This window comes from Frankia sp. Cppng1_Ct_nod, from assembly GCF_920656135.1.
Lineage (GTDB): Bacteria > Actinomycetota > Actinomycetes > Frankiales > Frankiaceae > Protofrankia > Protofrankia meridionalis.
In genome coordinates, this window is record NZ_CAKKTK010000028.1 from 24,483 (window position 1) to 43,762 (window position 19,280).

At 65.6% G+C, this 19,280-nt stretch carries 17 protein-coding genes; 14 read left to right on the top strand and 3 right to left on the bottom strand.

Annotated features, from left to right (window positions below; all coding sequences use genetic code 11):
- Positions 1 to 50 precede the first annotated feature (50 nt).
- Together rpsA and NBW77_RS10600 are read left to right on the top strand one after the other, a co-directional pair.
- A complete protein-coding gene (gene rpsA / locus NBW77_RS10595; RefSeq protein WP_131746705.1) occupies positions 51 to 1,532 on the top strand; it encodes a 30S ribosomal protein S1 in 1,482 nt (493 codons plus the stop codon).
- A gap of 219 nt (positions 1,533 to 1,751) precedes the next feature.
- The gene (locus NBW77_RS10600) at positions 1,752 to 2,966 is read left to right on the top strand and encodes an RtcB family protein (RefSeq protein WP_131746706.1); all 1,215 of its coding nucleotides are present in this window, start codon (positions 1,752 to 1,754) and stop codon (positions 2,964 to 2,966) included.
- A gap of 79 nt (positions 2,967 to 3,045) precedes the next feature.
- On the opposite strand, the gene NBW77_RS10605 is transcribed toward NBW77_RS10600, so the two are convergent.
- The 3 genes from NBW77_RS10605 to NBW77_RS10615 all read right to left on the bottom strand — a co-directional run bounded on the left by NBW77_RS10605 (position 3,046) and on the right by NBW77_RS10615 (position 5,195).
- Positions 3,046 to 4,203 (bottom strand): maleylpyruvate isomerase family mycothiol-dependent enzyme, encoded by a 1,158-nt coding sequence (locus NBW77_RS10605; RefSeq protein ID WP_131746707.1) that lies wholly within the window; start codon positions 4,201 to 4,203, stop codon positions 3,046 to 3,048.
- Positions 4,200 to 4,805, bottom strand: a complete 606-nt coding sequence (locus tag NBW77_RS10610; protein ID WP_242605816.1) for an RNA polymerase sigma factor — start codon at positions 4,803 to 4,805, stop codon at positions 4,200 to 4,202. Before NBW77_RS10610 ends, NBW77_RS10605 begins: the two co-directional genes overlap by 4 nt.
- A 192-nt stretch (positions 4,806 to 4,997) precedes the next feature.
- Positions 4,998 to 5,195, bottom strand: coding sequence for a hypothetical protein (locus NBW77_RS10615; RefSeq protein ID WP_131746709.1), 198 nt, complete (start codon positions 5,193 to 5,195; stop codon positions 4,998 to 5,000).
- Between the two features lie 162 nt (positions 5,196 to 5,357).
- Here NBW77_RS10615 and NBW77_RS10620 point away from each other — a divergent pair, with 162 nt between their 5' ends.
- The 12 genes from NBW77_RS10620 (at position 5,358) to NBW77_RS10670 (ending at position 19,280) form a co-directional block, all read left to right on the top strand.
- Positions 5,358 to 5,747 (top strand): SHOCT domain-containing protein, encoded by a 390-nt coding sequence (locus tag NBW77_RS10620; protein ID WP_131746710.1) that lies wholly within the window; start codon positions 5,358 to 5,360, stop codon positions 5,745 to 5,747.
- An 80-nt stretch (positions 5,748 to 5,827) separates the two neighbouring features.
- A complete protein-coding gene (locus NBW77_RS10625) occupies positions 5,828 to 7,465 on the top strand; it encodes an MFS transporter (RefSeq protein WP_131746732.1) in 1,638 nt (545 codons plus the stop codon).
- 988 nt (positions 7,466 to 8,453) lie between these two features.
- Positions 8,454 to 8,681 carry a ferredoxin gene (locus NBW77_RS10630; RefSeq protein ID WP_131746711.1) on the top strand — a complete coding sequence of 76 codons (228 nt, stop codon included), beginning with the start codon at positions 8,454 to 8,456 and terminating at the stop codon, positions 8,679 to 8,681.
- 96 nt (positions 8,682 to 8,777) lie between these two features.
- The gene (locus tag NBW77_RS10635) at positions 8,778 to 9,476 is read left to right on the top strand and encodes a LuxE/PaaK family acyltransferase (RefSeq protein WP_165486062.1); all 699 of its coding nucleotides are present in this window, start codon (positions 8,778 to 8,780) and stop codon (positions 9,474 to 9,476) included.
- An 80-nt stretch (positions 9,477 to 9,556) separates the two neighbouring features.
- The gene (locus tag NBW77_RS10640; protein WP_165486063.1) at positions 9,557 to 10,045 is read left to right on the top strand and encodes a GNAT family N-acetyltransferase; all 489 of its coding nucleotides are present in this window, start codon (positions 9,557 to 9,559) and stop codon (positions 10,043 to 10,045) included.
- Between the two features lie 94 nt (positions 10,046 to 10,139).
- A complete protein-coding gene (locus NBW77_RS10645; RefSeq protein ID WP_131746714.1) occupies positions 10,140 to 10,922 on the top strand; it encodes a DUF3050 domain-containing protein in 783 nt (260 codons plus the stop codon).
- A gap of 560 nt (positions 10,923 to 11,482) precedes the next feature.
- A complete protein-coding gene (locus NBW77_RS10650; RefSeq protein ID WP_131746715.1) occupies positions 11,483 to 13,654 on the top strand; it encodes an MMPL family transporter in 2,172 nt (723 codons plus the stop codon).
- A gap of 30 nt (positions 13,655 to 13,684) precedes the next feature.
- Complete coding sequence (locus tag NBW77_RS22395) at positions 13,685 to 14,056, top strand: helix-turn-helix domain-containing protein (RefSeq protein ID WP_349816993.1); 372 nt, start codon at positions 13,685 to 13,687, stop codon at positions 14,054 to 14,056.
- Positions 14,057 to 14,137: 81 nt separating this feature from the next.
- Positions 14,138 to 14,683, top strand: a complete 546-nt coding sequence (locus NBW77_RS10655; protein ID WP_242605818.1) for an IS30 family transposase — start codon at positions 14,138 to 14,140, stop codon at positions 14,681 to 14,683.
- A gap of 181 nt (positions 14,684 to 14,864) precedes the next feature.
- Positions 14,865 to 16,223, top strand: coding sequence for a TrpB-like pyridoxal phosphate-dependent enzyme (locus tag NBW77_RS10660; protein WP_131746716.1), 1,359 nt, complete (start codon positions 14,865 to 14,867; stop codon positions 16,221 to 16,223).
- The gene (locus NBW77_RS10665; protein ID WP_131746717.1) at positions 16,220 to 17,821 is read left to right on the top strand and encodes an aldehyde dehydrogenase family protein; all 1,602 of its coding nucleotides are present in this window, start codon (positions 16,220 to 16,222) and stop codon (positions 17,819 to 17,821) included. Before NBW77_RS10660 ends, NBW77_RS10665 begins: the two co-directional genes overlap by 4 nt.
- Before the next feature lie 4 nt (positions 17,822 to 17,825).
- Positions 17,826 to 19,280: an NAD(P)/FAD-dependent oxidoreductase gene (locus NBW77_RS10670; RefSeq protein WP_250279640.1), complete on the top strand. Its 1,455-nt coding sequence runs from the start codon at positions 17,826 to 17,828 to the stop codon at positions 19,278 to 19,280.

Sequence of the window (19,280 nt, forward strand, 5' to 3'; positions counted from 1 at the left end):
TCGATCCGGCCCTCGTGTATACGACGAACCCCGCAGCCGGAGCCGACCCCTTGACGAGCACCACCGACGTACGACCCGTGGAGACCGTGACCACACCGCCTACCCCGACCACCCCACAGGTCGCGGTCAACGACATCGGCTCGGCTGAGGATTTCCTCGCCGCCGTCGATAAAACGATCAAATTCTTTAACGACGGTGACATCGTCGACGGAACCATCGTCAAGGTGGACCGCGACGAGGTGCTCCTCGACATCGGCTACAAGACCGAAGGTGTGATCCCCTCGCGGGAGCTTTCGATCAAGCACGATGTCGACCCGCACGAGGTCGTGACAGTCGGCGATCATGTCGAGGCTCTTGTTCTCCAGAAGGAGGACAAGGAGGGCCGGTTGATCCTGTCCAAGAAGCGTGCGCAGTACGAGCGCGCCTGGGGCACGATCGAGAAGCTCAAGGAGGAGGACGGCGTCGTCAACGGCACCGTCATCGAGGTCGTCAAGGGCGGCCTCATCCTCGACATCGGGCTGCGCGGCTTCCTGCCCGCGTCCCTGGTGGAGATGCGGCGTGTCCGCGACCTGCAGCCCTACGTGGGCCGCGAGCTCGAAGCCAAGATCATCGAGCTGGACAAGAACCGGAACAACGTGGTTCTGTCCCGTCGCGCATGGCTGGAGCAGACACAGAGCGAGGTCCGCTCGGAGTTCCTTGCCCAGCTCGCCAAGGGCCAGATCCGCAAGGGCGTGGTCAGCTCCATCGTCAACTTCGGTGCGTTCGTCGACCTCGGTGGTGTCGACGGTCTCGTGCACGTCTCCGAACTTTCCTGGAAGCACATCGACCACCCGTCCGAGGTCGTCGAGGTCGGCCAGGAGGTCACGGTCGAGGTTCTCGACGTCGACCTCGAGCGCGAGCGGGTATCGCTGTCGCTCAAGGCCACCCAGGAAGACCCGTGGCGTCAGTTCGCCCGTACCCACGCGATCGGGCAGGTCGTCCCCGGCCGGGTCACCAAGCTCGTGCCGTTCGGCGCGTTCGTCCGGGTGGACGAGGGCATCGAGGGCCTGGTGCACATCTCCGAACTTGCCGAGCGGCATGTGGAGATCCCCGAGCAGGTCGTCAACGTCGGCGACGAGATCCTCGTCAAGGTCATCGACATCGACCTGGAACGGCGGCGGATCAGCCTCTCCCTCAAGCAGGCCAACGACTCCAGCGCATTGGTCGCCGAAGGCGAGTCGTTCGACCCGTCCCAGTACGGGATGGAGGCCAAGTACGACGAGGCGGGCAACTACGTCTACCCCGAGGGTTTCGACCCGGAGACGGGCGAGTGGCTGCCGGGCTTCGAGGAGCAGCAGACCGAGTGGGAGCGGCAGTACGCCGAGGCCCAGCAGCGGTACGAGGCACACCAGGCGCAGATCCGGGCCGCCCAGGAGGCCGAGGCCGCCGCGGCCGCCCCGTCGTCCTACACCTCCGCCGAGCCGGACCAGCCCGCCTCCGCGATCGACGAGGATGCGCTGCGTCGTCTTCGGGAGCAGTTCGGCCGGGAGTAGCCCGGCCGGAACGCGCGAGCCGGTAGTACGTGAGAACAGCAGTACGTGAGAACGGGGCCTGTGGGAGATTCCCGCAGGCCCCGTTCGCGTCCGGTGACGAAAAAGTCCGATGGCGGAAAACCATTCGAAAAACCCAGACGAATCGGGCACTCTTCTCCTCGTGGGGATCCCGGGCGTCCACTCCCCGGGTATCGGATGACGAAGAGGAGCGATCGGGTCATGGCTGCCGTTGCGGAACTCGGGGGTGCGCGGGCTCCTATCTGGATGTGGACGCATCCGCAGGAGGTGGACAGCGGCGCGCTCGACCAGCTGCGCACCATCGCGGACCTCCCCTACATCCACCACCATGTTGCGGTCATGCCCGACGTCCACCTGGGCAAGGGCGCGACCGTCGGCTCGGTCGTGGCCATGCGGGACGCGGTGTCACCGGCGGCCGTCGGCGTCGACATCGGCTGCGGGATGGCCGCCGTCCGTACGAACCTCACCGCCAGTGATCTTCCTGACGACCTCGGTGCGGTGCGCGCGGCGGTCGAGGCCGCGATCCCGGTCGGGCATCTCGGCCATCCGACGGTCTCGGCCCGGGTGCGCTCCCACCGGGATCTCTGGGACGGCTTCGCCGACCTGCACCCGTTGGTCTCGGGGCGGCTGGACCGGGCCATGGCGCAACTGGGAACCCTCGGCTCGGGCAACCACTTCCTGGAACTGTGCCTCGACACCGACGATCAGGTGTGGCTGATGCTGCACTCGGGGTCCCGCAACATCGGCAAGGAGCTGGCAGAGGTTCATATCGGGATCGCGAAACGCCTGGCGCACAACGCCGACCTGCGTGACCGGGACCTGGCGGTGTTCCTCGCGGGCACGGACGAGATGCGAGCGTACCGGCATGACCTGGTCTGGGCACAGCGGTACGCGAAGCTGAACCGGGTGAGGATGCTCGATCTGTACCGGGATGTGCTGCAGGGTTTTTTCCCGGGGCTGCGGGCGCCGGTCGCGCCGCAGACGGGCCCACATGCGGGGGAACGCGCGTTCGCCGAGGTGAACTGCCACCACAACTACGTGTCCGAGGAACATCACTACGACGCGGACGTGCTGGTGACCCGTAAGGGCGCGATCTCGGCACGGGCGGGGGAGTACGGCATCATCCCGGGTTCGATGGGCACCCGGTCGTACATCGTTCGCGGGTTGGGGAATCCGGAGTCGTTCCACTCGGCGTCGCACGGGGCGGGTCGGCGGATGAGCCGGTCGAAGGCGAAGAAGACGTTCACCACTGAGGACCTGGCCGCGGCGACCGCCGGGGTGGAGTGCCGAAAGGATGCTGGTGTGATTGACGAGATCCCGGCGGCTTACAAGGACATCGAGCAGGTCATCGCCTACCAGCGGGATCTGGTCGAGGTCGCGGTGGAACTGCGCGCCGTCCTCTGTGTGAAGGGCTGATGGGATATCCCGCTGGCTGTAGGTGGAAACCGCTGCTGTGCTGACGGTTTCCACCTACAGCAGTGGACGCCGCGGCGGGTCAGGCACCGGAGAGGGACGGTGCGAGGCCGAGCATCGCCCAGCCGACATCGGTGTCCCCCGCCAGCCGGACATTGACATCCTGCGCCCGCGTGCGGTCGGCCACCAGCAGGCAGAAGTCGACGATGTCCGCGGACAGCCGCGCGCTGACGGCAGGATCATCCCCGGTACCGGGAATGGTCCGCGCAACTTCCGGGGTGACGTGCCAACGACCTCCACCGGCGCCGGACAGCGTCACCAGGACGGTCACATCTGTTGACGTGGGCGGCAGTGCCGCCCGTAGCAGCGGGTTGAGCATGCGGATCGCCGAGTCGGCCATCCGGTGCAGGTGGTCCGCGGGAGGCAGCGGCATGGCCAGACCGACCCGTTCGGCGATGTCACGTCCGTGGATCCAGGTCTCGAAGGCCCGTGCCGTCAGATAGTCGTACAGGCGGGCGGTGCGCTTGTCGGCCGTAGCCGGTGGCGCTGCGCCGGACCGTGCGGCCTGCCCGAGACGCTCGGCGATACGGCTCGCTGCGTCATGCCAGGCCCGCCAGGTGCGTTCTGCCGACCAGTCGTGCTGGTAGGCGTGGACGGCCGCGGTCCGCTCGTCGAGGTCGGTGCTGCGGACGGGCGGGTCCACGGGAAGGCCGATCCCGGCCGCGACCAGCCCGTCGGTTGCGGCCAGGTGCGCGACCAGCTCCCGGGGGTTCCACCCGTTGACGACGGGCAGTGCCCAGTCGTCCGCGGTGAGCTCGGCCAGCAGGCGGTCGATGGCGGCGACTTGGGTGACGTACACGTCCGCGATTTCGGATACAGGGGGCATGGCGGGACGGCGTGCCAGCGCCGCGGCCATGACCGCTTCCATGCGGGCAGCCCCGGTCAGCTCGGCTCCTCGGGCCGGATCGTCCGGGAACGCGGCGGTGGCCGGCGGTGCACCGGCCAGTCCGACCAGGCCGAGACCGAGCGTCTCGGCGGTCGCGGAGCACTGCACGCACCGGCCGAGATGCGTTTCGACGATGATCGTCTCGTCGGGGTCGACGGCTCCGAGGAGGTATGCGCCGAGGATGTCGTCGACGTGCTGCCCGTACCGGGCCTCGGACCGGGCCTCGGACAGGTGTACGGACGGGTGCGGGTGGGCAAGGTCGCCGGGACCGGCACCTGCCTTCCGCACGCTCATCCGTGAACCCCTTCGCGGTCCAGCTGGTCGGCCAGCCTCCGTAGTGCCGTCCGGATCCGGGTTTTCGCCGTACCTTCCGGAATTGTCAGACGTGTCGCTACCTCACGGTAGGTACATCCATCAAAAAAAGCGAGTTCCACTACTTCCCGTAACGGATGGGGCAGATCCACCACGCCGCGGCGCACCATTGCCGCGGTGGCCTCTCTCACCACGACCGTTTCGGCCGCCGGGTGGTCGGGCGCGTCCGCGAGTTTACGGGCGACCGCCTCGCTCGGCCGGCGCGCGCGTTCCCGCCGGACCCAGTCGATGGCCCGCCGCCGGGCGAGGACGACCAGATAGGCTCGCAGGCTGCCACGGTCGGGGTCGAACCGAAGCGGGTGCTCCCACAGGTGAACCAGGACGTCCTGTACCACCTCGTCGGCGGCGTCGCGGTCCGCGGTGACCCTTACGGCCACGGCCGTAAGGTAGCGGGCATAACGGGTGTGGATCTCGGCCAACGCTGTGGCGTCGCCGGCGGCCAGCCGGCCGTGTAACTCACGTAGGTGGTCATCTTGAAGATCATCTTTATGCTGTGGAGGCCTGCGTATGGAGGGGGCGTCCACGGGCGGATCGTCCGCGCCGCGGGGTGCGGCCGCGGAAAGCACGGGCCGAAGTGTCCCATGACCACGCTGAGAGGTCCACGACTACCCGTCCGGATACCTGACCGCCCATCCCGACACCCGTCCGGACCGTTGGTGGCTCGGGAGCGGGCCTGCTCCCAGGCGGCACATGGTGGTCCGGGACCCGGTGGGCGGTCACGGTTCGAGTCGGAACGGCGGGTAGGCGTCGGTGGACGGGTAGTCGTCCCGCAGAACCAGCAGGTATGCAACCACCCGGTTCTCGAAACGAAGTAGGTTGAGGTTCCATCTGGAGAAAACCGTTACCCGGTTCCGGACCTCCGCCGGGTAGTCCACGGTGAACTGAACCGGGTATTCGCTTGGGCCCGCCGCCACGGTGGCGACCGCCTGAACTCACCCGGTGGGGGTGACGAGTACGACCCCTGTTTCCTGCATCGTTGGGTACGGCGGCACGACATCGCGGCTGACACAGCCCTGTACAGACCGGCGCAGGTCGGGCAACCGGAACGGAAAAGTGGCCCGGCCAAGGAGGTCATCATGGAGACCGGCTATCCGCTTCTCAGCGTTTTCTGGACCATGTTGTGGATTTTCCTGTTCGTCGTGTGGTTCTACCTTCTGTTCATCGTGATATCCGATGTTTTTACGAGTCATGATTTGTCCGGTTGGGTCAAGGCCGCATGGATCGTCTTTGTCATCGTGCTACCGTTGCTCGGTATTCTCGCATACCTGATCGTCCGTGGTGGCAGCATGCATGAACGGCTCGAGCAGCGGGCGGCAAGCCAGGACCGGGCGTTCCGCGACTACGTGCGCACGACCGCCGGGACGCCGAACACCGCGGAGGAGATCACCAGACTCGCCGAACTGCGGGAGCGTGGCACGATCTCCGATGAGGAGTTTCAGCGGCAGAAGGCAAAGGTTCTCGCCTGATTCTCCGTTGATGTGTCCGGCACCTGATGTGTCGTGGCGCCTGACATGCGGTGGCGCCGCCGGTAATCACTGGGGGGCTGGTGGGCAGGTGGAATGCGCTGGTCGTCCTCGGCGCCGCGCAGTTCCTCATGGTGCTGGACGCCTCGGTGATGAACGTCTCGATCACGCAGCTGGTCGAGGACTTCGACACCGAGGTGACCGCGATCCAGGCGGTCATCACCCTTTACTCCCTGGTGATGGCCGCCTTCACGATCACTGGCGGTAAGCTCGGTGACCTGTGGGGCAGACGGCGTGCGTTCACCGTCGGCATCATCGTCTACGGGGTCGGATCGTTGATCACCGCTACCGCGCCCACCCTCGGCGTGCTGACACTGGGCTGGTCGGTCATCGAGGGGCTGGGCGCCGCACTGGTGCTGCCGGCGTTGGTGGCGCTGGTGGGCGGCAACTACTCCGGGCGGGATCGGGCGGTGGCCTTTGCGGTCATCGGCGGCCTGGCCGGTGCCGGCATCGCCGTCGGCCCGCTGCTCGGCGGCTGGGCGACCACCGCGCTGAGCTGGCGGGTGGTGTTCGCCGGCGAGGCCGTCGTGGTCGCGGCGATCGTGGCCACCGTCCGGTGGGTCCGGGACACCACGCCGGTCAGCGGCGGTGGGTTCGCGACTTTCGACACCGTCGGCGCGGTGCTGTCGGCGCTCGGGTTGGCGCTGGTCGTCCTCGGGATCCTGCAGAGCAGTTCGTGGGGGTGGCTGCGGCCGAAGAACTCACCGGTGGAGCCGCTCGGGTTCGCCCTCACCCCGTTCGTGGTCGGGGCCGGGTTCGCCGTCCTGGTGATGTTCCATTCCTGGGAGCGGCACCGCGAGGAGACCGGCCGGGACCCGCTGGTGCGGTTCACGCTGCTCGAAGTCCGACCGCTGCGGTCGGGATTGTCCGTGCTGGCCGTCCAGAACGTCATCCTGCTCGGAGTGTTCTTCATCATCCCGCTCTACCTGCAGATCGTGCAGGGGTTCGACGCGCTCCAGACCGGGCTGCGGTTGCTGCCGGTGTCCGCAACGATGCTCCTTTCCGCCATGAGTGGGCCGCTGCTCGGTCGGTTCACCGGCCCCCGCCGGATCGTACGGATGGGTCTGCTGGTGCTGATGGGCGCGTCGCTGTTCCTCGTCGGCACGGTCGAACCGCACATCGACGATGTGCGGTTCGCCGTGGCGATGGCCGTGCTCGGAATCGGGATGGGACTGTTGGCCTCCCAACTGGGCAACGTCGTCCAGTCCGCGGTCGGCGAGTCGTCCCGCAGTCAGGTCGGCGGCCTGCAGTACACCGCGCAGAACTTCGGTTCAGCCGTGGGTACCGCGCTGATGGGCGCGATTGTGATCAGTGGCCTGGCCGCGGCCCTCACGACCCGGATCGCCGACGACCCGCGGATCTCCGAGCAGGTCCGGGCGCAGGCCGGGGTGGCCCTCGAGTCCGGGGTGAGCTTCGTGTCCACGGACGAGGTCCGGGCGGCGCTGGCGAACACGACGATTCCCCCGGCCGAGGCGGACGCGCTCGTGGCCGGCTACGCCGACGCGCAGCTCGCCGGCCTCAAAGCGGCCCTGCTCGCGGCAGCGGGGATGGCGCTGGTCGGTCTGGCCTTCACCCACGCCCTGCCGACTGTTCCGATCACGGCACGGGAGTCTGAGGCGTCGCGCGAGCCGGCGCTCTCATCCGGAGCCGTCCCGGAATAGGCGCCGTCCCCACCCTGCCACCGAGCCACGGCCCCTCACCCGACTGTCATCACCCACCGTCACCACCCGAGGTGGTGATCACCTGCTGGCCGACCGCCGTCCAGATTTACGGACAGTCACCAGATCTCGGCCGGCCCAGGTTCACCCCGTCGCCGACCGCTACCCACCCCACCGCGCCCCCGCCACCATCCTGACGGCACGGAAAAGGCCCATTGACCTGCGGAAACGACTTTGCGGGTCACCCTGCACGCCCATGCGCACGACATCAATCTGAACCCGAAACCCAAACCAGCGTGTTAATAATCTGCAAGCCCTAAACGGCATTGCCTCCACACCCAGCGGTACAGCCATCCGATCCAACACCTGGCCCAGCTCTGCCGTGTCCCCACCGGAGCCGCTCACCCGGGGGGTCGTCCCAGCGGTGACGATCTGGCAACATACCCGCCAAGGTAGTGACTTACATCACAAGACTTAGCGGGCCGCCTGCGTATCTCAGGCTCGCTACGGCACTCTCCGTACCTGGAGGATCGCTCGTCGGCCGACTTTGCGGTCTCGCTAAATGGGCTGGTCAGTCGTGCTCAACCACCCAACAGCGAACCTACCGGAGTGCCACCTGCATCGATCGCTTTCCTTGCTCTCTGTATATATTCCCGACGGCTGGGCCATTACTCCCGATGCTGCACGGCCCGCAATTCTCGATAACCGGCAGGGAATCGGCTGTACAGGCCAGCTCGGTCATGCTAAGTTACCGATAGTAACCTGACCTTCAGCGCTCGGGTTTTCCGCACGCCACTCTAGATTGTCAACGACTTGAGTTCGCTTGCTGTTCGATTCCATTGGAGGCTTGAGTTAGCGAGTACGCCGAGCGCGTCAACGTGGCAGTACGGTTGTTGGAGGGCGGCGTCCCGGTCGTGGACGCCGTTCCTGTTCGCGCACGGACACACTCTGGGGGTGGGAATGGGAAAAATTCGCCAGGAAGGGCTGTCCGGTGAGTGTTTGGGTCGACCACAAACTGTGCCAGGGGTCTGAACTGTGCATCGAGCTTGCCGGTTCCGTGTTTGCCACGGACGAGGAGTACGTCTCGTACGTTAAGCTGGCACAGAAGGACCAGCCGGCCGATTGTGAGGCGCGGACGGTCGAGGTCACGGACGAGCAGGCGGAGAGCGTACGGCAGGCGGCGTTCGAGTGCCCGTCGAAGTGCATCAACATCATCTGAGCCGGTAGATCCGAGATCTGATGGAGACGCGCGGGCGAGGCCTTGTCGTACGCTTAGGGGCGATTGTCGATGTCTGCTGCAAGTTTGAACGTATCCGTGTTAACGTCGCTGGACGCGGTGGACGACGTCGTTTACCAGCGTGAGGACGTCTTCGAATTGGCGGGCCGCGAACTGGCGGACCTTCAATACTCCTTGCTGCGTGACGCGGTGCTGCACCACTGGGATGCCTGCGACGCATACCGCCGGTATGCTGCTGTCGACGGCTGGTCGCCCGCCATGCTGGACGGACCGGACGCCGTCATCTCGATACCCTTGCTGCCTGCCACGGTCTTCAAACGGCGCGACGTGCTTAGCTGTGACCGGTCCGACGTGGTCAAGATCTGTACCAGTAGCGGCACACAGGGCTCCCGGAGCCGGATATTCCGCGACGACACAAGCCTGGAACGCTTTCTTGGGAGCATCGACCAGGGCGCCGATCTCTCGCTGCCCAACCGGGCCGCCCCGCGCCGGCTTCTTGTGCTCGGGCCCGACACGGACGAGGCCTCGGACCTCTGGTTCTCCTATGGGGTCCGGTTTCGGCGCGGTATCCAGATGCGGACGGCGTGGGGGGCGTCACCGACGCGGTCGGCACGCCTAGCCTGTGACCATGCAGAGCCATCCCTTTACGCTCGTGGACGACTCCCGGCCCCAGAACACGGCATGGCGCAACATGTCCTGGCCACCGGACCCGGAGTCGTGCCTCCAGGGACCGATGGTCGAACTCAGGCCACTGATCGTCGACCACGACACCGATGAGCTGTACGCGGCCCTGGACCACGATGCCGTCTGGCAGCACTTGCCCGGCCGCGCGACCGGGCCTGTCCGCGTACGCCGACATGTGGCGGCAGCGTCAGCTGGAAGGCCGGGTGCCGTGGATGGTGAGGCTGCGCGCCCCAGTGGCCGGACGGGAGGCCGGCGCCGTGGTGGGCACGTCGTCGTACCTCAACGCCTCGGTACCGGATAGCCGGCTCGAGATCGGCGCGACCGCCTTCACTCCCGCCGTGTGGGGAAGCGGCGTCAACACCGACGCGAAGCTCCAGTTGCTTGCTTACGCCTTCGATGAAATCGGCGCCGGCCAGGTGCAGTTCGTGACCGACGTTCGCAACAGGCGCTCCCAGCTGGCCATCGCCCGGCTCAGTGCCCGCTACGAGGGCACGCTTCGGCGCTACCAGAAAAGGACGGACGGCACGGTGCGGGACAGCGTGCTGTTCTCGGTGATTGCTGAGGAGTGGCCCGTGGTGCGCGAAGGGTTGCTGGAGCGGCTTCGTAGCGCCCCGATGGCATCCGTAGCGCGTGCCGGTGAAACGACGAACGCGTCGAAGTAGGCAAACGTCACACCTCAAAGGCCGGTTCAAGGCCTGCTTTTCCCGACTGACAGGCGTCGGATAATCACCCTGACCTGATCGAAGGAGCCGGACGATGAGCAACCGATATAACTGGGACGGTTCCCACGCAGGCCTCATCAGTCTGAAGCGAGCCATAGATCCCATACGCGCCCGGGTGGTCGCCCATCGCGTCTACGCAGAGCTGAACAGCCTGGAGCGGGTGCGCTCGTTTCTCGGAAACCACGCCTTCGCCGTGTGGGATTTCATGTCACTACTCAAGACGCTTCAACGGAATCTGACATGTGTCGAGGTGCCGTGGATTCCGGGTGGTCCGATGGCAAGCCGTCGGTTGATCAACGAGATCGTGTTGGTGGAGGAGAGCGACGAGTTGGCAGAGGGGTACATTAGCCACTTCGAGCTCTATCTGGACGCGATGACGATGGCGGGCGCGGATACCAAGCCGGTGGAGGTATTCCTGGAACAGCTGCGGGCGGGTACCCTGGTACCGAAGGCCTTGACGGTGGCGGAAGTGCCGCAGGCCGCTGCTGATTTCGTGGCGACGACGTGGCAGATCATCGAGTCCGCTCCGGTGCACTGCCAAGCGGCGGCGTTCGCGTTCGGGCGGGAGGACCTGATTCCGGAGATGTTCGAGCAGGTCATCAGGATCGAGTGCGCCGTCGGCACCTTGGACCTCTTCAAGAACTACCTTGTGCGGCACATCGAGGTGGACGGCGAGCAGCACACCCCTATGGCGACGCAGATGCTGATAGACCTGTGCGGCAACGATCAGGCGAAGTGGGATGAGGCCGCTGAGACCGTGCGCACAGCCCTTGAGGCACGGCTGGCTTTGTGGGACGGGATAGTGGCGACGTTCTAGTACTACAGCCACAGTGAGCTTTGACGCGCGGTCGGTCGACCCCGGTGGCTACAATCCGCAACCCCAGCCACCCCGCAGCCCATAGCCGGGTAACTACGACATCCGGCCTACTGCGAAGAGCCCCGGACCTCGCCCCAGCCCACCACCACCTCTACGGTGCGATGTCGGGCGGCGCCCGTCGACCAGGCCGCCGCGGGAGCTCGCAGCCGTAGTGCCCAACGGTGACTGGGCGGTCTGTCGGACTTACCCCGGCGCCGACTGGGCGCAGCCGGGCCTCAGAGCGCGGCAATACGCTAAGCAAAAAGGCGCCCGGACCTGCAAGATTAGCGGAATCTCCGACGGTGGGGCATACTGACGGTGAAGCTCCGCATACGAATCAATTGACTTAGATCTTGGATACAGGGTACCCACAGAGCCTAACCAGACACGATCTAGCTGGGGGACAAAATTGGCGACGCATGCGCGGTTAGCCGGTCCTGGCACGGCAGATCGTCGTGGATTGATGGAGCCTGGGTTGCCTGATAAGCTACCGTTGAACCTGACCCCCGGGAGCTAAAAACGTGCTGGCAAACCTCGGGTACTTTCTTCACCGCCGCCGGAATCTGGTCGGTGCCATCTCCCTGGGCTTCGTGATCCTGGCTGGAGCATGGGGCGGTAACGTGCAGAGCAAGATGAGCATCGCACGTGACTCCTTCGACGCCCCCCACGCCGAAAGTGTGGTCGCGCAAAAGGAACTGCAGCGGGTCGGCGGAGCGAGCCCGGAGCCTGACTTCGTGGCGCTGGTGCGCAACCCGCGGGGGATCGCCAGTTCGGACGGAAACGCGCAGGTCAAGCGTGTCGTCGATGTCATCGCCTCGCAGAGTGCGGTAGCCCGGTTAGCCGCCCCTTTCGGGACGCCTAACTCGCTGCGCACCCCTGTCTCCGCCGATGGCCATGTGACCTATGTGGCCGCCTTTTTCAGACCAATCGACGATACCACCGCCCAGACTGACGCTAAGCAGATCAAGAAGTCGCTGGCCGCCATTCAGGGCGTCGAGGCCGGTGGTCCGTTGCTGGTGTACTCGCAGCTAAATGACCAGGTCAAGCACGATGCGACGCTGTCGGAGCTGGTCGCCTTCCCCGTGCTGTTCATTCTCAGCTTCATCTTCTTTCGCGGAATGGTTGCGGCCGCAATGCCCCTGGTCATCGCCGCGGTCTCGGTCGTGGGCACCTTCGCGGTGCTGCGCACGGTCGTGGAGTTCACGAGCCTGTCCGTATTTGCGGTCAACCTCGTTACCGCGCTCGGACTGGGACTGGCGATCGACTACTCGCTGTTCATCGTCAACCGTTACCGGGAGGAGTTAGCGGCCGGGGGGCCGCCCGACTCGGTCCTGGCTCGCACGTTGGCCAGCGCTGGCCGGACGGTCGCATTCTCCTCCCTGACCGTGACGCTGGCGTTCCTCGCCCTGCTGGTCTTCCCCCAACAGAGCATCCGCTCGATGGGCGTCGGGGGGCTTGCCGTGGCGGCAATCTCGGGCATCGCCTCGCTCATCGTCTTGCCGGCGTTGCTTGCCAAGCTCGGCGAGCGGGTCAACTCCTTCGCGCCGGCGCAACTGCAGCGCGCCGCACGCCGCAGCGCACAGCCGGACGAGAGCGGTCCGTGGTACCGCCTGGCCTCATTCGTGATGCGTCGGGCGGCGGCGGTTGCCGTGGCCACGGCACTGCTTCTGATCGCGATCGGTCTTCCTGCGCTCGGGGCGAAGTTCGGACGACCCGACGCGACGGTCCTGCCCGCTGGTGCCAGTGCTCGCCAGGTCTCCGAGCAGATCAACACAGCTTTCGGAGCCAATGCCTCCGCTCCGATCGTCGTCGCCGTGCATGCGCCTCCAGACGCTTCAGCGCAAGTTCTCTCACTCGCTGGATCGGTCCGCGGGCTCCCTGGCGTCGTGGCGGTGCAACCGCCCCAGCAGGTCGGCCCGGGGCTCTGGCAGCTCAACGTGACCAGTCGCGGGGACGCCGTGTCGAGCAGCGCCCAGACTGCTGTTCGGAGCCTGCGTTCGATATCGGTCCCGCCCCTGCAGCTGAAGGTGAGCGGCGAGCCGGCCCGCTACGTCGACCAGCAGACCTCGATCGGCCACAAGCTACCGGCGGCGCTGACCCTGCTCGTCGTCACGTCGTTGGTGGCGCTGCTGTTCATGACCGGCTCGGTGGTGCTGCCTATCAAGGCGCTGGTGATGAATCTACTCACGCTGAGCGCAATGTTCGGGGTGCTGGTTCTGGTCTTTCAGGACGGGCACTTCCAGGGCGTGCTCGACTTCACCAGCTCTGGGGTGCTTGAGCCGGAGACGATGGTGCTGCTGTTCGTTGTCGCCTTTGCGCTGACCACCGACTACGGCGTTTTCTTGCTTAGCCGTATCAAGGAGGCGAGGGACACCGGCATGTCCAATACCGAGGCTGTGGCTCATGGACTTGAACGCACCGGACGCATCGTCTCGGCCGCGGCTCTGCTGATGTCCGTGGCCTTGGGAACGCTCGTGATCTCAAAGATCGAGTACATCAAGGAGCTTGGCCTCGGTGCGGCGTTCGCGATCGCCATCGACGCCTTGGTGGTCAGGCCCTTGCTCGTGCCCGCTCTGATGAAACTGCTCGGCCGCTGGAATTGGTGGGCGCCACCGAGGCTTCGTGCGATCGGGCAACGGGTCGCCGTCGAGGCGGCGGGGTCAAACGGTCGTAGCGACACCTCGATAGGATGATCGTGTTAGTGTCGAGAGACTGAACGGTGGATGGGTCGGCGAGAGCAGTTGAGTATCGAAGAACGGGAATTAATCTCTCGCGAGCTAAGCCGGGGCCAGTCGGTGAGACAGGTTGGGAAGCTTCTCGGTCGGCACCATTCGACGATTTCCAGGGAGATCTGCCGGAACGGCGGTGCGGTGGACTACCGGGCGGTCGGGGCGCAGCATCGTTGTGACACAAACCGGCTTCGACCGAAAGAGAGAAAACTGCTTGCGTCTGCACGGCTGCACGACGCGGTGAACGACGGCCTGCGAGAACAGTGGTCACCGAAGCGGATCAGCGTGAGACTGCGGAAAGAACATCCTGACGACGAGGGCATGCGGGTGTCACACGAGACGATCTACGAGTGCCTGTACCTCTAGGCCCGCGGCGAGTTGCGGACCGAGCTGAAGCTCGCGCTGCGCAAGGGCCGGACGAGGCGGGTGAACCGGTCGCGGACGACCGTGGCCAGGGGCCGGATCGTGGACATGGTCAACATCGACGAGCGGCCGAAAGAGGCCGATGACCGTGTTGTTCCCGGTTTCTGGGAGGGTGACCCCATTCTGGGTAAGGGAAACAAGTCCCAGATCGCCACGCTGGTCGAGCGTACCACCCGCTTCGTCATGCTCGTTCGCATTCCCTACGCCCGGAACGCCGAGAAGGTCGCCTACCTGCTGGCCCAGAAGATGGAAACCCTGCCCGACTTCAAGAAGAAGTCCGTCATCTGGGATCAGGGCAAGGAGATGGCCCGGCATGCGAAGTTCACCGTCCGCACCGGCATGCCGGTGTACTTCTGTGACCCCCATTCACCTTGGCAGCGTGGATCGAACGAGGACACCAACGGGCTGCTGCGGCAGTATTTCCCGAAGGGCACCGACCTGTCGTTGCATTCCCAGGAAGAGCTTGATAGTGTGGCCGCACAGTTGAATGGGAGGCTGTGGCAGATGTTGGACTGGTGGAAGCCGGTCGAAGTCTTCAAAGATTTGCTAGCAAAGCACGCGTCGCCTTGACCGCTTGATTCCGCCAAACCTCCGGGTCGGGCCTTAGGGAGATGGGCAGGATCGCGGCAGGGCGCCACGAAAACGTGCTGGCCGCGCGGAGCGAATCAAGCTGCTAGGTCGAAATTCGTCCGCGGTTTATTCGAGTGCCACCGCATCTTTCGGTAGCCACGCTCTGTAAGGGAAAGGAAAAATGAAGAACTCAGGGTTTGTCGACCGCATCGATCTTCCTATCGATCGGATTCCGAGCCGCTGGTACAACGTCATTCCGGACTTACCCCGCCTTCCTGAGAATTACATCGACAACTCCACCGGCGAGCCCGTGACGCAAGAGTACATGGAGCGGCTGCTGGTCAAGGCACTGGCCGCGCAGGAAAGCTCGATGGAACGCTGGGTCGCAATCCCCGAGCAGGTGCGAGAGGCGTATAAGCTCTGGCGCCCGACTCCCTTGGTCCGCGCTGTGGCGTTCGAACGGGAACTCGGTACGCCAGCGCAGATCTGGTTCAAGTATGAGGCGACCTCCCCGACCGGGAGCCACAAGCTCAACTCGGCGCTCGCGCAAGCCTACTACGCGAAACGGGACGGCCATACGCGCCTGGTAACGGATACCGGTGCGGGGCAGTGGGGAAGCGCGCTTTCCCTCGCCTGCAAACTCATGGGCCTCGATCTTCTCGTATTCATGGTGCGTGCGAGCTACCACCAGAAGCCATACCGCCGATACCTGATGGAGACTTACGGCGCCGAGGTCCGTCCGAGCCCGAGCAATACGACGGATTTCGGTCGGAAGATTCTCGCGGAGCGCCCTGACCACCCGGGCAGCGAGGCGACTGCCGTCAGCGAGGCCATCGAGTGTGTGTATGATGACGAAGGCGCTCGGCTCTCGGTTGGCGCCTTCTCCAACCACTGCCTTCTCCATCACACGGTGATCGGGCAGGAGCTACGCGAACAGCTCGCCCAGATCGGCCGGACTCCCGACTTCCTGATCGCTTCCGTCGGATGTGGCTCCAACCTCGGCGGCTTCGCGCTGCCGTTCCTGGAGGACAAGCTCAACGGAGCGGACATCACCATCCTGGCAGCCGAGCCGGAGGCATGCGCCCCGTTGACGCATGGCGAATACCGCCTCGACTTCGCCGACGCCGGCGGCCGGGGACCGGGGGTGTACACCTACACGCTCGGCCACGACTTCGTGCCTCCGCCCATCCACGCCGGCGGGCTGCGCTACCACGGTTGTGCCCCGCTCGTGGGTTTGATCCGGCACGAGGGCCTGCTCGATGCCGTGGCCTACCCCCAAACAGAGGTCTTCGACGCCGGGACCACGTTCGCGCGACTCCACGGCTACCTGCCGGCTCCCGAGAGCGCGCACGCCATCCGGGCGGTCATCGACGTGGCCAATGAATGTACGCGGACCGGACGCGAGGCGACGATCGTCTTCAACTACAGCGGACACGGACTGCTCGATCTCGAGGCCTACAGCCGCTACAACGCGGGCCTGCTCCGCGACGTCGAGGAGGAAGACTTCGCCGCTCCCAGCATGGAAGCGCTGCAGGTATGAAGTCATACTCGCTCTACATAGACGGCAAGGATATCGACGGTAGTCGATGGACATACGTCGTACGCGCCTCGGCTCTCCTCCACGATGCTAAAGTCGCGTTCCAGCACAAGCGGGCGCTCGAGCTCGGGCAGCCCGTCGAGCCGAACGAGGACGTCGTCGGTCGCTGCGCGATAGCGAGCCCCGAAGACAACGATCGCGCCCTTCAAGCGGCGCGGCGAGCAAGCCGCACTTTCCGGCTTCTCCCCCAGAAAGTCCGCAGCGAGATCGTCATCGAGTTCAACGAGACGCTGGCTGAGCGATCAGACGAGCTGATCGAGATCCTGATGGCCGAGGGCCATCCCCGCCGGCTCGCCCAGTGGGAGGTGAGCGGCATGTTGCGCGGCTGCGACGAACCAACCATCAGGTGGTATGAAAGTCAACTTCACCAGTCGTTCGAATCGGACGGCCGCCGGCTCGAGCTGGTTAGGAAGCCCGACGGCGTGGTCTGCGTCAACCCGCCCCAGAACGCGTCTGGATCAAACTCCGGGCTGGGAGTGCTGGCGATCCTGGCCGGCAACGCGCTCGTCGTGAAGGCACCTCGGTCGTCACCGCTGAGCGTGATGTTCGTCTACCGAGACATCCTCGCGCCCATCCTCGAGCGGCGCGGTGCGCCGCCGGGCACACTGAACCTGATCAGTGGCAACGCGAGAAACATCCTTCAAACCTGGACGCGCAGCCCACTAGTCGACGACATCTTGTTCTTCGGCGACAGCGCGGCGGGTCTCAAGCTCGGGGAGGAGTGCGTCAAGAACGGCAAGAAGGCGATTCTCGAGCTGGCCGGCAATGACGGCTTCGTCGTCTGGCGCGACGCGGATCTCGACGCCGCGGCACGCGCCCTCGAGGAATGCTTCTACGGGTCCAGCCAGATCTGCATGGTTCCGAAGTGCGCGGTCGTCCATCCAGACGTCGCCGATAGCTTCCTCGAGCTCTTCCTCGCACGTGTGAAGAGGCTCCGCCCGGGTTACCCGGAGGACCCGGAGATCCTACTGAGCCCGGTGTTGAAGGTCGATCGCTACTTCGACTTCCTGGCCGAAGCGCGCGGAAATGGGGGCGACGTTCTCTGCGGGGGCGAGCGGGTGGACGTCGACGGGGTGCCGTCGACCACGGGCCTGTTCCTGGAACCCACAGTGGTCCGCATCCGCGGCCTCGAACGGGCAAACGGCCTTTCCTGCGTCCGCGAGGAGACGTTCTTCCCGCTGCTCCCGATCGTCGTCCCCGAGCCAGCCTCCGACGGCAAGTTGCTGGAGGACGTGATCGAGTTCCTCAACGGGAACGAGTACGGGCTCCGCAACTCGGTCTGGACCGGCGACGAGCGGATCGCTCACCGGTTCACCGAGGACGTGATGAACGGTGGTCTGCTGAAGATCAACGACTCCCACATCGGGTTCATCTCGTATCTGTCTACCCACGGGGGCACTGGCCGAACGGGGGGTCCTTACGGAGAGCTCAACTACGTCGGACTCCGGACCACGCACATGCAGGGGATTTCGTGGGGTGACGGAGACCCGCGGCCGCTGGATCCGCGGGTCGTGCCGGTCGCCAAGACGGTGCAGGGGTAGGGCCATGTCGACTAACGGTCAGGCCGCGATCCCGTCGGGGGAAAAGCACACGGCCAGCGGGCACTACGACGTGATCATCGTGGGCGCTCGCTGTGCCGGATCGTCGCTCGCCACATTGCTCGCACGCGAGGGCATGAGAGTCGCCGTGGTCGAGCAGGCGAAGTTTCCGAAGGAGACACTCTCTTCGCATCTCATGGAGGCGGACGCGCTCTTGTTCCTGAAGCGGCTCGGTGTGCTCGAGTCGGTGCGAGAGACCGGCGTGCGCTTCATGACGCAGGTCGACATGAGGCTCAACGACCTCCGGATCGCGTCGCGCTTCCCGCTTCGATTCGACGATGTCGGCGGGGCCGCGTTCCTCCGTCGTCACCTTCTCGACTCGATCCTCGCCGATGCCGCGGCCGAGGCGGGTGCCGACGTCCGGATGGGTACGAAGGTCGTTGAGGTGCTCTGGCATCGCCAGCGCGTGTCCGGTGTACGGGTCCAGCACGAGACCTCAGAGACCAGGCTTTACGCGCCCCTGATCGTCGGTGCCGACGGCCGGGCGTCAACCGTCGCCTACATGTGCGGTTCGCGTAAGTACAACGTCCGCCCCAACGAGCGTTCGTACTACTTCACCCTCTTCGAGGGCGCCCACCCGTCGTCTTCCGACCGGTTCGTGTTCCATCGGTGGGGTGACCGGATGGTGTGGGCCGGGCCGGCGGACAGCGGGCTCTACCTCGTCGGAGTCTCTCCTGAGGCGCATGAACGCGACTATTTCCGGAGCAATACCGAACTGGGCCTCATGGCCCACATGCGAAGCTGCGACTCCACGGCGGAAGTGCTCGCTGACGCGTGCCTCGCGGCGAAGATCTCCGGCATCAGGAGATTTGACGGATACTTCCGGCAGGCTTCGGGTCCCGGCTGGGTTCTCGCCGGCGACTCGGGGCACTTCAAGGATCCCGCTCTCGGCAGAGGGATAGGCGACGCCTTCATCCAGGTGGAGGCACTCGCACGCGTGATCAGCTCGGGCCTCGACGGGTCCGGCGGCCTGGACCCGTCGCTGCGCCGGTGGGGCGAGTGGAGAGACAAGCGGTTCGAGGGCCATTACTGGCTCGCGACCGACCTCGGCGGGGCCGGCTCCTTCCCGACGATGGTCCCGGAAGCCCTCCGGCGCTTGGAGGAGCGCGGGGAACTCGACCGTTTCTTCGACCTCTTCAGCCACCGTTCGCGCTACTACGACGTCTTTCCGCTGCGTGACGTTGGGGTCGCAACCGGGCGCCTACTCCTGTCCGGGCGCTGCAAGCGTGCCCCGCTGGTCAAGGAGGCCGTGACGCTCCTGGCCCGTGAGCCCCGCCGCCGGTGGATCAACCGCCATCCGGACCTCGCCGCCTCGGACATCACCGCGGCGCCGGCCAACCGGCCGCGGACCGTCGAAGGCACGACCCCCGCGCCGACCTTGGCCACCGATGGAAGCCGGTGA